This window comes from Nocardia higoensis NBRC 100133 (assembly GCF_000308595.1).
GTDB classification, from domain to species: Bacteria; Actinomycetota; Actinomycetes; order Mycobacteriales; family Mycobacteriaceae; genus Nocardia; species Nocardia higoensis.
This window is the reverse complement of record NZ_BAGA01000072.1, coordinates 1-14,342: the sequence shown is the minus strand read 5'-3', so window position 1 is coordinate 14,342 and position 14,342 is coordinate 1. Positions and strand designations below refer to the sequence as shown.

Here is a 14,342-nt window from a genome sequence, read left to right as displayed (position 1 = left end):
CCCCCCTCAGCTCACCAACGGGTCACGTGGCATACCGAGGATGCGCTCGGCGATCTGATTGCGCGTGATCTCGGAGGTGCCGCCCGCGATCGACATGCCGCGCGCGGCCAGCAGCATCAATCCGGCCATCTTCGCCTGCCCGGTGCTCGACGCCAGATCGGGCCCGAGCAGCCGGGCCGACAACCGCGCGCGATCGCCGATGTGTTCGGCCAGCAGCAATTTGGTCACATTGCCTTCGGGTCCGGGCGGCGCGCCCGCGACACTGCGCGCGGCGCGGCGCAGATTGAGCACCCGCAGCGCCTCGTCCTCGGCCAGGAACCGGCCGATCAGCCCTTCGACCCCCGGTACCCGATCGCCGTGCCGTTGGGCGAGGCGCACCATGTACGCGGCGGCGCCCTGACTGCCCGCGACGCCACCGCCGATGCTGACCCGCTCGTTCCCCAAGGTGGCTCTGGCGACGGTCCAGCCGTCGTTCGGCGCACCGACCACATCGGCGTCGGGCACGAACACATCGTCGAAGAACACCTCGTTGAACTCCGAACCGCCGGTGATCTGCCGCAACGGCCTTACCACGACGCCGGGCGCGAACATATCGATGATCACCGTGGTGATGCCCCGGTGCTTGGGCGCCGACGGATCGGTCCGCACTGTCGCGAGCCCACGCCTGCACACCTGCGCACCACTGGTCCACACCTTCTGACCGTTGATCTTCCAGCCGCCCTCCACCCGCACCGCCCTGGTCTGTACCGCGGCGGCGTCCGAACCCGCCTCCGGCTCGGAGAACAGCTGGCACCACACCTCGTCGCCACGCAGTGCCCGGTCGACGAAACGCGCTATCTGGTCGGGGGTTCCGTGCTGGATGAGGGTCAGCATCACCCATCCGGTGATGCTGTACTCGGGGCGCTCCAGCCCCGCGGCGGCGAATTCCTGTTCGATCACCAGCTGCTCGACGGCGTCGGCGGCCCGGCCCCACGGCTTCGGCCAGTGCGGCATCGCGTATCCGGTCTCGATCAATCGCGACCGGCGCGCGCGTTCGTCGTCGACGGCGGCGACCTCGGTGAGCACCGCGCGCACCTCCGCGCGGATCCGGTCGGCCGACTCGGGCAACTCCAGGCTGTTGCTCCGCGTGACCCCGCGCGCGGCGAGACCGAAGACCGCCTCGGCGACCTCCGCTCCGCCGAACAACGCCTGCACCGTGGCCGCCCGCCGCAGATGCAGGTGCGCGTCGTGCTCCCAGGTGAAGCCGATGCCACCGTGCACCTGGATGTTCAGCTCCGCGTTCGCGACATAGCCCGGCAGCGCGACGGTCGCCGCCGCGGCCGCGGCCGACCGGAACTGATCGGGATCCTCCTGCGCCGCGCGCGCCGCGTCCCAGACCAGCGCCACCGCCGACTCCGCGGCGACCAGCATGTTGGCCAGGTGATGCTTGACCGCTTGGAATGTGCCGATGGTTCGGCCGAATTGGCGACGCACCTTCGCGTACTCGACCGCGGCGGCCAGCGCGTCGTGCGCGCCGCCCGCGGCTTCGGCCGCGACCAGGGTGCGGGCGAAGGCCAGTGCGTCCTCGACCGCGCCGGTCAGGACGTCGGCAGCGGTGATCTGGACGTTCTCCAGGGTGACCCGGCCGGATCGGCGGGTCGGATCGAGATTCTCCGGGACCTCGACGGTGACGCCCTCGCGGGTCCGCTCGATCAGCAGCACGTCCCGGCCCGCTGCCACGACCAGCACATCCGCCAGGCCCGCGCCGAGCACGATCGACGCGCTGCCGGTGGCCGCGCCGTCGCGCACGGTCACCGCACCGCCGAAGCCGGCACCGGCGACGGTCGAGCCGTCGAGCAGGCCGGGCAGCCACCGAGCCCTCTGCTCGGCGGTGCCCACCGAGGCGATCACCGCCGAGGCGATCACCGTCGGAACGAAGGGTCCCGGCGCCACGGCCCGGCCGAGTTGTTCGACCACCACGACCAGTTCCGGCAGCCCGAACCCGGAGCCGCCGTCCTCCTCCGCGATGTGCAGGCCGAGCCAGCCGAGCCCTGCCAGTTCCCGCCAGAAGGTCGGCAGCTTCTCCTCCGGGGCGTCGAGCAGCTCACGCGACTGCGCGCGGGCCTTGTGCGCGTCCAGGAACGAGCGCGCCACCTCCTCCAGCTGCCGGTGCTCGTCGGTCAGCGCGATTCCCATCAGAACTCCTCAGGTCAGGTCCGGCCAGGTGCGGTGATAGAGCGCGCCGGAGGCGGTGCGCATCAGGTAGTCGTCGCGTTGGAAGCACCGCCACATCTGGGCGACATAGTCGTGTTCGTCGAGTTCCCCGCTCTGCACCAGACGCCCGAGTGCCGCACGCCCCTCGTCGATGGTCGCCGGCTCCTCGCCGAGCAGTTTCGCGCACTCGGCACGCTCCTGTGCGTCGAGTACCGCGCCGCATCGGTCGACCTCGCGTAGGAATTTCACCAGCCGGGCCGCGCCTTTGGTCCACAACGCGGCCAGCGGATCGCCCTCGCGCCCGACGACATGCTCGAGAATGCCGAGGGTGGCGTCGAAGCTGGTGGCATAGGGAGATTCCGCCACGGCGGGATCGATGGCGAGCCGTTCGGTCTCGATGCCGACCACCTGTGCCAGGGCCTCGACCAGCAGCCTGCGATGCAGCATCGCGTAGATCATCGTGGTGCCCGCGTCGGGTGAGCCCGGCGTCGGCGCGACACGCGCGTCGATGCTCGCGGTGTTCTGGGTGGCCAGACGGGTCTCCGCGAGCAGCCGGTAGTACCAGATCCGGTCGGTGTCGATCCGGTGGCCGGAGAGCCGCTCGTATTCGGCCAGCCTGGACGGGAAGTGGGTGAAGGTGTCCTGCACCGTCCGCAGCGACAGCCAGGCGATGTCGTCCATCGGATCGCCGTAGTGGGCGAGCTCCATATCGACGATCGCGGTGACCTTGCCGTTCTCGTACAGGAAATTGCCCGGGCCGGTGTCGCCCTGCACGAGCACGACCGGCCCGTCGTAGTCGGGCACATGGCGTTCGAGCCAGTCCAGGCAGAAGCTCAGCAGTGGCGCGGGAGCCTTCCTGCGGGCCACCCTGGCCCGCATCGCGGCGATCTCCTCGCGCACGTGTTCACCGACGGTGCGCACCTCGCCCAGGGAAGGGATATCGAGTTCGCGAGGATCGATGCGGTGCATCGCGGCCAGCTTCTCGATGAAATCCTTGGCGACGCCGACCTGTTCGGCCTCGTCCCGGATGAGGCGGAACCAGGTGGCGCCGCCGACACGCTCCATCAGCACGGCCTGCTGCTCGGGGTGGACCGCGATCACCCGCGGCACGGCCACGCCCTCGGCATGCAGTGCCGAGAGGATCTCCGCCTCCACCTGCAGCGTGTGGAACGCACTGCCCGGGCGCGGTTTTCGCCGGTCGTAGCGCAGGAACAGTGGTGTCGTGCCGGGATCCGCGTCGACGAACCAGGCTTCCCGGCTCGCCCCGCCGGTGACGCGCCGCAGCGTGATGGTCTCGGCCCCGGTCACCGCCGTGATCCAGGCGCGCAGGTCGGTCGGGATGTTCTCGGCGTCGGTCATGCTCGGCACTCGATCTCTCGGCGTGGGGTCATCGCGGTTTCTTCACCGCGGCGGCGGCGAGCCAGGCCCGCACCGCGTCCTTGTGCTCGGCGGTCGCACCGGAGCGGACCATCCGCTCGCTTTCCAGCGGCAGCGCCTCGGCCAATGAGAGGTACTGCGCCTGCGCGACATTGGCTTTGATCCGCGCCCAGGCGAGACGCGGCCCGGCGGCGAGCTCGCGGGCCCAGTCCAGCGCGGCCGCGGACAGCTCGGCATCCTCGACCACCCGGTTGAACAAGCCCAGTGTCCTCGCGGCTTCCGCGCCGACCGGCGAGCCGTCGAGCAGAATCTCGAGCGCCCTGGACGGACCGACCAGCCGGGACAGGAACCAGGTTCCGCCGAAATCCCCGGACAGGGCGAGCTTGCCCCACCCCGGGATCAGCGCCGCCGACCGGCCTGCGATCCGCAGATCCGTCGACAAGGCGATGCCGATTCCGGCCCCCACGGCGGGGCCGGGCAGAGCGGCGAGGGTGATCTTCGGGAACTCGTGCAGCAGCCGGACCATGCGCGCATCCTCGGTGAGCGCGGCACTGCGCTGCGCCACCGACGGAGGCGGATCCACCTCCGCGGCGCGGCGGGCCCGGCCGTCGCGCACATCGCCGCCCGCGCAGAACGCCGAGCCCGCACCGGTGATCAGCACACAGCCGACCTCGGGATCGGTGGCGAAACGCTCCAGCGCCACGGGCACGCCGTCGAACATCTCCGGATGCAAGGCGTTGCGACGCCGCGGCCGATTCAGCGTCACCACGCCGACCCCGTCGACGATCCGCGCGGTGACGAGATCTGTTCCGGTGCGGACGGTGACGCCTGCGTCGGTGGCCGGGCCGGCGGTTGCCTCACCCATCCGATCGCTCCGCCGCGAGCTCACGGTGGCGCGCCATCATCGCCACCGCCTTGCGTTCGAGCCCGGGCTCCGGCTTCGGCAGCAGAACCGGACCGAGTTCACGGCTGGGCAGCGCGACGGTCGCGGTGGCGGGGGCGGTGACCTCGCCACGCTGGTTCGTCGCGCGGAAGTCGATGTCCACCAGACAATTTCCGTGCTCGACGCGCTTGCCCACCACCGTGCCGGTGATGATGTGGGTGTCGCCGATGTAGTTGAATCGGCGCATCTCGTCGTGCTGGCGCACCAGCCACCCGTCGTCGCCCATCCAGTCGGTGAGGTAGTGGGTCAGCCAGCATTCCCTGGTGACGCCGTAGTCGTAGGCCATCGGATTGCCGATCGACTGCGACCACTCGTTCTCCCAGTGCAGACGCTGGGCGACATCCGGGATCCCGGCGGCGTTGGGGATGTAGAACTTCGGCACCCGCTGCCGGTTGCGGTACCCGATCCGCGCCGCGCCGATGCCGTAGGGCGCGAAACCGTACCCGCCCGCGTGGAAGGAGATGATGTCGGTCAGGGTGAGCGGCCCCTTCGCCATCTTCGGCAATTCGTCGCCGGGCCGCACATCCTCGAAATACCGGGGTTGCGCGCCGCGCGGCCGCTCCGCCGCGTAGATCTCGTCGATCTCGGCGATCTGCTCGGGGGTGTAAATGGCGGGCTCGATGTTCATGTACTTGCCGCGTTCACGCGACTTCTTGCGCTCGGTGGCGATCAGAATGGTGCGCAGAATCGCGACCACCTCGCCGCGCTGGTTGACCCGCACCGAGCGGTTCACCCGGATGATCGAGCGACCGGCGAAATCGCTGCGCTTCTCCTCGATCGATTCCAGCCCGCCGAAGGCGTACAGCTCGTCGCCGGGGTACACCGGACGAAACCATTCGGTGTCCTGGCCGGAGACGAACAGGTGCACACCGGAGAACAGCCCCTTGGTGGCTCGCCGGAGGTCCTCCGGGAGCGGATCACCGAGCGTCTTGCGGCACATGGCGATCGGGATCATCGGCGGCGCGATCTGACTGCCCCACCGTGTGGCTCTGCCGTATTCCGGGTCGGCGAACAGCGGATTGTCGTCACCGTACCCGCGCGCGAAATTGCGGATGCCGTCCGCGGTGGCGGTGCGGTAGTACTCGTCGATCCCGGTCGGCGCGTCCAGGCCGACCAGCAGGCGGGCGCGCTCGATGTCCTCGTCTCTGATGGCATAGTCGAATTCCTGTGGCGCGTCGACAGATCCGCTCATGTCAGCTCACCCGCACCGGAAACGACAGCAGTCCGCGCAGGGACGGCGTCGGTTTGTAGCGCAGCGAGGAACGCGGCGTGGTCGCCTCGATGTTCGGGAAGCGCTCCAGCAGGGTGCGCAGGGCGATGCGCCCCTCGAGCCGCGCGAGCGGATGTCCCAGGCAGTAGTGCGAGCCGAAGGCGAACGCGAGGTGCTTGTTCGGCTTCCTGGTCAGGTCCAGCGTGTCGGGCTCGTGGAAGGCGGACTCGTCCCGATCGGCCGAGATGATCATGCCGAGCACCGGGGCGCCCGCGGGGATCACCGATCCCGCGATCTCCACATCCTCGGTGGCGAAGCGGGTCGCACCGCATGCCACCGGGCTGGTGTATCGCAGCAATTCCTCGACGCCGCTGTCGATCAGGTCGGGCGTCTCGCGCAGCAGCGCCAGTTGGTCGGGATTGTCCAGCAAGGCCAGCACGCTCGAGCTGATCAGGTTGGAACTGGTGTCGTGACCGGCCAGCAGCAGCAGGAAGACCATGCCGAGAACCTCACGGTCGCCGAGCTTGTCGTCTTCGTCGCGCGCCTCGACCAGCGCCGAGATGAGGCCCTCGTCGGGGGCGGCGCGCCGTTCGTCCACGAGGTACTGGAAAAAGGCGAGCAGTTTGCGACTCGTGCCCATCGTCTTCACCAGGCGGACGATGTCGTTGCCACCGGTCGCGGAGATCCGATGGGACCAGGTGTGGAAGCGATCGCGGTCGGCCGCGCCGACCCCGAGCATCGTGGCGATCACCGACAGCGGCAGCCGCACCGCGTAGTCGCTCACCAGATCCACCTCACGCTCGGCGGCGAGTTCGTCGGCGAGTTCCTCGGCGATGCGGGTCACGGCGTCGGCCATGCCCGCGACCAGCTTGGGGGTGAACGCCTTGTGGACGAGCGTGCGCAGGCGCTTGTGGTCGGGGTCGTCCTTGAACGGCATGGTCTGGGTCAGCAGCTTCAGGGTCGGGGGAACCAGCCAGGAGTACTTCGCCAAGCCGCCGTGGGCGAGCGCGTCCGAGGAGAACCTCGGGTCGCTGTGCAGGGTCATGACGTCGTCGTACCTGGTCAGCATGTAGCCGATGCCCGGTACCATCCTCGGGGCCTTGACCCGCGAGAGCGGCGCGTGCTTGCGCAGATATTCGTATCGCGGATAGGGGTTGCCGAACATGACCCCGTCGGCGAGGTTGGTGAACTCCATGGTCTCCACCGCTGTCGACATCTCGGTCTCATCCTTCGCGTCGGTGGGCGATACGAACGACGGCCGTGCCGGTGAGCACGGTCTCGTCACGCTGATTCGTGGTGACAAGGCTCAGCCTCGCCTGGTCGCCGGTGATCTCTTCGACGGTGGCACGGGCGCGCAGCGTGTCGCCCGGCCACACCTGGGCGACGAACCGGGCGGAGTAGCCGAGAAGGTTCTCGGTGCCGAACCGCTCGGTCACCACCCGGCCGGTCATGCCCATCGTGAGCATGCCGTGCGCGAAGACGGTCGGGACGCCCGCTGCCTCGCGGGCGAACGACTCGTCGGTGTGCAGCGGGTTGTAATCGCCGGAGGCTCCGGCATATTGGACGATCCTGGTCCGGGTGAGGTCCTCCACGAGCGTCAGCTCGAGACTTTCACCGACCCGTATTCCGGTCACGGTCGAACTGCTCACGACCGGTCCTCCGATCCGCTCGAGCGCGCCGGAACGGCTCGGGTCCGTACCGCCACCGCGGTGGCGGTGACCACCAACTCCCCTGCCGCGTCGCGGTATTCGGTGATCGACTCGGTGAACACCAGCTTTCCGCCGCGCCTGCCTTCCTTCTCCCAGGTCCGTCCGGCCCGCTGGGTCGCGGACAGGACATCGCCGACCCGCACCGGGCGGAGGTAGTCGAAGCGCTGTTCGGCGTGCAGCGCACTACCGCCGGAGGGATTGTCGCTTCTATCGGCGGAGTCGGTGTCGCCCTCGGGAGCGGAAGCGCTGGAGCCGCGCTCGCCCCTCCCACCGGAGGCGCCCGCGGTCGATCCGCTCGGGCCCGAGCCGAACCACGGCCGGCCCGGCTGTGGCCGGAGCGGGAAGTCCGGATCGAACTGCGCGCTGCACTGGACGAAGGTGGGCGGCACCGCTACTCCGGCAAGTCCGTCGAGCGCAGCTCGCTCGTCGGAGTACAGCGCATCGGCCTCGCCGATCGCGCGGGCGAACATCAGGACGTGACCGCCCTCGATGGGGAAACGTCGGACCGCCATCTCAGCCCCGCATCGGGTGATTCAGTTCGAACGGCACCGTCGCCAGCCGGCCGGCCTCGGCTGCCAGTTCGGCGACCGTCCAACGGTCCGGGCCCGCCTTCTCGATCTTGTCGGCGATGGCCCACGGATGGAACAACTGCACCTTATTACCCATCACGAAGAAGACCCGCCCGGTGATCGGGCATTCCTCGGTGCCGAGATAGGCCACGAACGGCGAGACATTCGCCGGATCCATGGCGCCGACCTCCTCGCCCTTGCCCGGATCGGGCACGCCGGGCAAGCCCGCGGTGAGCCGGGTGAGCGCCGCGGGCGCGATGGCGTTGACCCGCACGTGATAGCGCGAGAGCTCCCCCGCCGCGATCATCGACATCATCGCGATACCGGATTTGGCAGCGCCGTAATTGGTTTGGCCCGGCTGACCGAACAGCCCCGAGGTCGACGAGGTGTTGATCACCGAACGCTCGGCGGTGCTGCCCGCTTTGGCTTGATCGCGCCAGTACGCGGCGGCATGACGCAGCGGGCAGAAGTGCCCCTTGAGGTGGACGTGGACGACCGCGTCCCACTCCTGCTCGCTCATATTGACCAGGGTGCGGTCGCGCAGGATGCCCGCGTTGTTGACCAGCACGTGCAGATCGCCGAAATGCTCTGTCGCGGTGTCGATCAGACGCCCGGCGCCCTCCCACGAGGCGACGTCGTCGTGATTGGCCACGGCTTCGCCGCCCAGCGCCTGGATCTCCTCGACCACGGTTTCGGCGGCGGTGACATCTTTGCCCGAACCGTCGATCGCACCGCCGAGATCGTTGACGACCACCTTGGCGCCTTCGGCGGCGTACAGCAGGGCGTGTTCTCGCCCGAGACCCCGTCCGGCGCCGGTGACGACCGCCACCCTGCCCTCGAGACTTCCCATATCTTCACTCCCCGGGTCGGCACAGTCGGTCCCCCTACGACTTCGATATAGTAAACTCATTCTTATGATTCACGCCACCCCCGCGCTATCGCACCACGACGACGAGACGCTCCGATGAGCACCGAAGAGAACGCCGCGCCGGACGACCGAATGACCCTGGAGACAATAGAATTCGACGTCGGCGAGGATCACGTCGCGACCATCGCGCTGAATCGCCCGGAGGCACTGAACTCGTTCACCGATCGCAGCGCCGAGGAGATTTCCTGGGCATGGCAGACGATTCGCGACACCGACCACATCCACGCCGTCGTACTCCGCGCGAACGGCGACAGAGCCTTCAGCACCGGCGCCGACATCAAGGCGGGCACGAGCTGGTTCGTCAAATCGAACGTCTGGAACACCTTCGATCCCGGTGTCACGCTCTCCCCCAAACTGCACCATCGCTGCTGGAAGCCGGTGATCACCGCGGTGCACGGTATGGCGGCAGGCGGCGCGCAGTACTTCCTGAACGAATCCGACATCATCATCTGCTCGCCCGATGCCGAGTTCTTCGATCCACACGCCAACGGCGGCATCGTCTCCGCGCTCGAACCGATCGGCATGCTGAAACGCAACGTCCCCCTCGGCGACGTGCTCCGCTGGGCACTGATGGGTTCCGAGGAACGGATCACCGCCCAGACCGCCCTGCGCCTGGGACTGGTGACCGAAGTCGTCGAACGCGAGCAGTTGCACAGCCGCGCGCACACGATCGCCGCGGCCATCGCGCAGCGCGATCCGATCGCGATCCAGGGCACCGTCCGTGCGATCTGGGAGTCACTGGACATGACCAGGTCGACCGCCCTCCAGAACGGCATGGCCTACACCCACATCGGCAACGCACCGGTCGAGGAGCGGCGCGCCCGGCCACGACGGAACGCACCCCCGAACTACCGCTGATGACAGCGACCCCGCGTCGCCCCACCGCCGGCCGAACCGAGTTGCACACACGGCGCATCGCGCGATCGGCGCGGCGCTCGCGGCAGGCGACACGGCCGTGGCCAGGTACCGGATGCAGCGCCGTCTCGAAGCCGTCGCGTCCACCGAGAACCACCACCGATCTACCCGATTCAGTTGAATCAGTGTACTTTTGAAACAGTTAACTGATTTCCCGAAAGGGGGCTGTCTCGTGCAGCATCCATGGGATCGACGCCTCGGGGTGTGGTGGATCGCGGAAGACCACCCGGACCTGCCCGCGATCGTCCACTCGCCCAGCGGCCGGACACCGACCTTCGGAGAACTCGCGGCCGCGGCGCATCGCCTGGCCCACGGCCTGCGCGCGCGCGGCATCGGCGCGGGCGACATCGTGGCCTACGTCCTGCCCAACGATGTCGACGCGGTTCTCTGGCCGCTGGCCACCAGCGAGATCGGCGTGCGCTACCTCTCGCTCAACCCGTCGCTGTCGGAGCCGGAGTTCCACTCGATCCTGCGACATTCCGGCGCGAAGGTCGTGGTCACCCACCCCGACTACGCGGACCGGCTCGGCGACTTGGATACCCTCGGCACCGTCGTCCTGCGGATCACCGTGGGGCAGGCGACGCCGGGCTTCGAGACCCAGGACGAACTGTGCGCAGGTCAGCCGGCCGACGAACCCGCCGAGCGCAGCCTCGGCGGCCCGATCCGATACTCCTCGGGCACCACCGGCAAGCCCAAGGGAATCGTGCGCGCGGTGCCGAAGACGGAGCCGTCGGTCGCGGCCGACGCGATGAGTTCGTTCGGTCGCGCGTTCGGTTTCCTGCCGCTGGAAGGTGTGCACCTCGTCTCGACGGGCATGCATCACGGCGGCTGCCAGGGCTTCTACCTCGGTGCGCTCAATGTCGGTCAGGCACTGGCGATCACCGGGCGGTTCGATGCCGAGCGCACCCTCGCGCTGATCGACCGGTATTCGGTCACCACGGCGTATATGGTGCCCACCCAGTTCGTCCGCATGCTGCGGCTGCCCGAGGAGGTACGCGCCCGCTACCGCCTCGACAGCCTGTCCTCGGTGGTTCATTCCGCCGCACCGTGCCCGGTCCAGGTGAAGAAGGAGATGTTCGACTGGTGGGGCCCGGTGCTGTGGGAGACCTACGGCGGCATGGAAGGCGCGGCGACCATCGCCAAGCCGCATCGCTGGCTGGAGAAGCCGGGCACGGTCGGGCGCGCGATCCGCGGCATGTCCGTCCGCATCCTCGACGACGAGGGTCATGATCTGCCCGCGGGCGAGATCGGTCACGTGTACCTGGAACCCGCGGGCGGACCCGGATTCGAATACCGGGGCGACCCCGAACTCACCCGATCGGTCCGGCGCGGCGCGGCGTTCACCATCGGCGATATCGGCTACCTCGACGACGACGGCTATCTGTTCATCTGCGACCGCGCCAAGGACATGATCATCAGCGGTGGCGTCAATATCTATCCCGCCGAGATCGAAGGTGTCCTCTCGGCCCATCCCGCGGTGGGCGACGTCGCGGTCTTCGGCGTACCCGACCCCGAATGGGGCGAACAGGTGAAGGCGGTGGTGGAACCGGTCGAGGGATTCCCCCCGTCGCACGAGCTCGGTTCCGAACTGATCGCCTACAGCCGCGAGCGGCTGGCCGGATACAAGTGCCCGCGCACCATCGAATTCGCCGACGCCCTGCCGCGCACCGAGACGGGCAAGTTGCTCAAGCGCGTCATCCGCGACAAGTACTGGGCCGACAGTGGCCGAAACGTCTAGGAGGTCACTCGTCGTGTCATCCCGCATCCCGATCGTCGACTATCTGATCCTCGACGACAAGCCCCGATTGACCGCACAGGAGTGCGACAACTGCGGTGCGCACTACTTCGACCACCGCAACGCCTGCGCCGGCTGTTTCGCCACGTCGTTCAGCCCACGTGCGGTGTCACGCACCGGGACGTTGAAGACCTTCACCATCGTCTCCTTCTCCGCACCCGGCGTCCCGGTGCCCTTCGTGGCGGGCGTCGTGGACTGTGACGGAGTCTCGGTGCGCGCCAATGTGATCAATGTCGAGGCGACCCCCGGCAATATCCGCCTCGGCATGCCGCTGCGGCTGGCCACCTACAGTCTCGGCACCGACGACGAGGGCGTCGAAGCCATCGGCTTCGGGTTCGAGCCCGACGAGATCACCGCGAACGGAGCGAGCCGATGACCGAAGCGGTCTGGATTCTCGGGATCCACATGACGAAGTTCGGCAAGCATCCGGACAAGGACACCGTCGACCTCGGCGCCGAAGCGACGCTCGGCGCGCTCGCCGACGCGGGCATCACCATGGACGAGATCGACGTGCTGGCCGCGGGCAACCTGCTCGGCGCTCTCGGATTCGGCCAGGCGCTGCAGAAACAGGTCGGGCAGACCGGCATCCCGGTCTACAACGTCGCCAACGCGTGCGCCACCGGCGCGACGGCGCTGCGCACCGCCATCATGGCGATCAAGGCCGGTGAAGCCGACTACGGTCTGGCGGTCGGCGTGGAGAAGCTCGCCGGTGCGGGCCTGCTCGGCAGCAGGGCCGAGAAGGACAGCGGGAAGACGTGGACGCCGCGCGGCCGGTTCGGTGCGGTCGCGGCATTGGAGGGGCGTATCGGCACCGAGTCGATGCCGGGGGTATTCGCGCAGATCGGTATGGAATATCTGCACGAGCAGTCCTACGCCGGCGTACCGCTGGAACTGTTCGCCGGGATCAGCGAGAAGAACCACGCGCATTCCACCCTGAATCCGCTGGCCGCCTATACGAAGCGTATGTCGCTGGAACAGATCATGAGCGATGTCATGATCGCGTATCCCAACACCCGGCCGATGTGCTCGGCGAACTGCGACGGCGCGGCGGCCGCGGTGCTGGTGAGCGATTCGGTGCTCGCGACGCTGTCGGCCGAGCAGCGCAGGCGCGCGGTGAAGATCTCCGCCTCGGTGCTCACCACCGATCCGTGGGAGGAGGCGTGCCAGGTGCTGCCCGACGTCAACACCCTCACCCGCAATGCCGCCGCTCGCGCCTACGAGATCGCCGGCGTCGACCCCGCCGATCTGGATCTGGTCGAACTGCACGACTGCTTCGCCACCGCCGAACTCGTCCATTACGACAACCTCGGCCTCTGCGCACCGGGCAACGCGGTCGACCTCTTCCTCTCCGGCGCCACCTGGCGCGACGGCGCCACCCCGGTCAATGTCTCCGGCGGGCTCCAGTCGAAGGGCCATCCGATCGCGGCGACCGGCATCGCCAATGTCTGGGAGGTGTGCCACCACCTGCGCGGCGAGGCCGGTGAGCGGCAGATCGCGGGCGCCAAGGTGGGGCTCGCGCATGTGATCGGCCTCGGATCGGCGTGCGGCATCCACATTCTGGAGCGAGCCGCCGCAACCAGCTGACTTTCCTGCCGGCCGTGGCCGGTGGTCGAACAGAGGAGTACCCATGACAGGCCGCCTTCGGGACAAGGTCGCGTTCATCACCGGCGTCGGACGCGGGCAGGGCCGAAGCCACGCGCTACGACTGGCCACGGAGGGCGCCGAGATCATCGGCATCGACGTGCCCGGTCCCATCGACAATCTCACCTACCCGCTCGCCACGCAGGACGATCTCGACGAGACCGCGCGGCTGATCGAGGATCTCGGCCGCCGCGCCGTACTGCGCGCCGCGGATGTCCGCGATCGAAGGGCAGTGGACGCCGTCCTGGCCGAGGGCGTCGCCGAACTCGGTCATCTCGACGTCGTCGTCGCCAACGCGGGCATCTGCCCGATCGGTGACAATCCACCCCAGACCTTCCTCGATGTCGTCGACGTCAACTCGACCGGCACGATCAACACCTTCGCCGCCGCCTATCCCTACCTCGGCGACGGGGCCTCGCTCATCGCCATCGGGTCCGTGGCCGGACTCATGGCGGGCGCGGTCGACAAGCCGGCGGCGGGCCCCGGCGGCGCGGGCTACGGCCACTCCAAACGCGCCATCGCCCAACTGGTTCGCGATCTCTCGGTGCAACTCGCGGCACGCGGCATCCGGGTCAACGCCATCCACCCGTCGAACGTCGACACCGACATGCTGCACAACGCGAGCATGTACCGGATGTTCCGGCCCGATCTGCCCGATCCGACCCGCGACGACGCGGCGCTCGCCTTCCCCGCCATGCACGCGATCCCTGTGCCGTGGGTCGATCCGGCGGACGTGAGCCATGCCGTCGTGTACTTCGCCTCCGACGAATCGCGCTACGTCACCGGCCAGCAACTGAAGATCGACGCGGGAGCCATCGCCAAGGCCCTGCCGAATATCTGATCCGCACGATTGCGCACACACCGACTGGAGAAGACACATGGGCACCAGGGTCGCCGCCGCCGACGGGTCGGCGGAATCATGACCGAGGCGACGGCGTCCCCGGACCGACCGATCCCCACGTGCATCGCCGAAGCGCTGGATCTCGTGCGGGTCTCGGACAACGTCTTCATGACCACCGCGGCGAGCGCCACCGACAGGCGCGGGATGTACGGCGGACAACT

At 68.6% G+C, this 14,342-nt stretch carries 13 protein-coding genes; 5 read left to right on the top strand and 8 right to left on the bottom strand.

Features of this window, described 5'->3' with window-relative positions:
• Window positions 1–6: 6 nt before the first annotated feature.
• The 8 genes from ON26_RS10565 to ON26_RS10530 are packed head-to-tail and all read right to left on the bottom strand — an operon-like array spanning window position 7 to window position 8,851.
• A complete protein-coding gene (locus ON26_RS10565) occupies window positions 7–2,175 on the bottom strand; it encodes an acyl-CoA dehydrogenase family protein (protein WP_040795879.1) in 2,169 nt (722 codons plus the stop codon).
• A gap of 9 nt (window positions 2,176–2,184) precedes the next feature.
• Window positions 2,185–3,552, bottom strand: a complete 1,368-nt coding sequence (locus tag ON26_RS10560; RefSeq protein ID WP_051026917.1) for a phosphotransferase family protein — start codon at window positions 3,550–3,552, stop codon at window positions 2,185–2,187.
• 28 nt (window positions 3,553–3,580) lie between these two features.
• Window positions 3,581–4,435, bottom strand: coding sequence for an enoyl-CoA hydratase/isomerase family protein (locus tag ON26_RS10555; RefSeq protein ID WP_040795944.1), 855 nt, complete (start codon window positions 4,433–4,435; stop codon window positions 3,581–3,583).
• Window positions 4,428–5,705, bottom strand: a complete 1,278-nt coding sequence (locus tag ON26_RS10550) for an FAS1-like dehydratase domain-containing protein (protein ID WP_040795878.1) — start codon at window positions 5,703–5,705, stop codon at window positions 4,428–4,430. Before ON26_RS10550 ends, ON26_RS10555 begins: the two co-directional genes overlap by 8 nt.
• A 1-nt stretch (window position 5,706) precedes the next feature.
• Window positions 5,707–6,939: a cytochrome P450 family protein gene (locus ON26_RS10545; protein ID WP_040795877.1), complete on the bottom strand. Its 1,233-nt coding sequence runs from the start codon at window positions 6,937–6,939 to the stop codon at window positions 5,707–5,709.
• Window positions 6,940–6,946: 7 nt separating this feature from the next.
• A complete protein-coding gene (locus tag ON26_RS10540) occupies window positions 6,947–7,372 on the bottom strand; it encodes a MaoC family dehydratase (RefSeq protein ID WP_040795876.1) in 426 nt (141 codons plus the stop codon).
• On the bottom strand, window positions 7,369–7,944 hold the full coding sequence (locus ON26_RS10535) for an FAS1-like dehydratase domain-containing protein (protein WP_051026916.1): 576 nt from the start codon (window positions 7,942–7,944) through the stop codon (window positions 7,369–7,371). Before ON26_RS10535 ends, ON26_RS10540 begins: the two co-directional genes overlap by 4 nt.
• A 1-nt stretch (window position 7,945) precedes the next feature.
• A complete protein-coding gene (locus tag ON26_RS10530; protein ID WP_040795875.1) occupies window positions 7,946–8,851 on the bottom strand; it encodes an SDR family oxidoreductase in 906 nt (301 codons plus the stop codon).
• A 114-nt stretch (window positions 8,852–8,965) separates the two neighbouring features.
• On the opposite strand from ON26_RS10530, the gene ON26_RS10525 reads away from it, so the two are divergent.
• The 5 genes from ON26_RS10525 to ON26_RS10505 all read left to right on the top strand — a co-directional run bounded on the left by ON26_RS10525 (window position 8,966) and on the right by ON26_RS10505 (window position 14,121).
• Window positions 8,966–9,787: an enoyl-CoA hydratase/isomerase family protein gene (locus tag ON26_RS10525; protein WP_245545804.1), complete on the top strand. Its 822-nt coding sequence runs from the start codon at window positions 8,966–8,968 to the stop codon at window positions 9,785–9,787.
• A 229-nt stretch (window positions 9,788–10,016) separates the two neighbouring features.
• On the top strand, window positions 10,017–11,582 hold the full coding sequence (locus ON26_RS10520) for an AMP-binding protein (protein ID WP_040795874.1): 1,566 nt from the start codon (window positions 10,017–10,019) through the stop codon (window positions 11,580–11,582).
• A gap of 13 nt (window positions 11,583–11,595) precedes the next feature.
• On the top strand, window positions 11,596–12,015 hold the full coding sequence (locus ON26_RS10515) for a Zn-ribbon domain-containing OB-fold protein (RefSeq protein WP_040795873.1): 420 nt from the start codon (window positions 11,596–11,598) through the stop codon (window positions 12,013–12,015).
• The gene (locus tag ON26_RS10510) at window positions 12,012–13,223 is read left to right on the top strand and encodes a thiolase family protein (RefSeq protein WP_040795872.1); all 1,212 of its coding nucleotides are present in this window, start codon (window positions 12,012–12,014) and stop codon (window positions 13,221–13,223) included. Before ON26_RS10515 ends, ON26_RS10510 begins: the two co-directional genes overlap by 4 nt.
• Before the next feature lie 43 nt (window positions 13,224–13,266).
• The gene (locus ON26_RS10505) at window positions 13,267–14,121 is read left to right on the top strand and encodes a mycofactocin-coupled SDR family oxidoreductase (protein WP_040795871.1); all 855 of its coding nucleotides are present in this window, start codon (window positions 13,267–13,269) and stop codon (window positions 14,119–14,121) included.
• Window positions 14,122–14,342 lie beyond the last annotated feature (221 nt).

Bases quoted from the DNA above. Each gene is read 5' to 3' on its own strand.
- ON26_RS10565 (WP_040795879.1), bottom strand. From the start codon at position 2,175: ATGGGAATCGCGCTGACCGACGAGCACCGGCAGCTGGAGGAGGTGGCG.
- ON26_RS10560 (WP_051026917.1), bottom strand. From the start codon at position 3,552: ATGACCGACGCCGAGAACATCCCGACCGACCTGCGCGCCTGGATCACG.
- ON26_RS10555 (WP_040795944.1), bottom strand. From the start codon at position 4,435: ATGGGTGAGGCAACCGCCGGCCCGGCCACCGACGCAGGCGTCACCGTC.
- ON26_RS10550 (WP_040795878.1), bottom strand. From the start codon at position 5,705: ATGAGCGGATCTGTCGACGCGCCACAGGAATTCGACTATGCCATCAGA.
- ON26_RS10545 (WP_040795877.1), bottom strand. From the start codon at position 6,939: ATGTCGACAGCGGTGGAGACCATGGAGTTCACCAACCTCGCCGACGGG.
- ON26_RS10535 (WP_051026916.1), bottom strand. From the start codon at position 7,944: ATGGCGGTCCGACGTTTCCCCATCGAGGGCGGTCACGTCCTGATGTTC.
- ON26_RS10530 (WP_040795875.1), bottom strand. From the start codon at position 8,851: ATGGGAAGTCTCGAGGGCAGGGTGGCGGTCGTCACCGGCGCCGGACGG.
- ON26_RS10525 (WP_245545804.1), top strand. From the start codon at position 8,966: ATGAGCACCGAAGAGAACGCCGCGCCGGACGACCGAATGACCCTGGAG.
- ON26_RS10510 (WP_040795872.1), top strand. From the start codon at position 12,012: ATGACCGAAGCGGTCTGGATTCTCGGGATCCACATGACGAAGTTCGGC.
- ON26_RS10505 (WP_040795871.1), top strand. From the start codon at position 13,267: ATGACAGGCCGCCTTCGGGACAAGGTCGCGTTCATCACCGGCGTCGGA.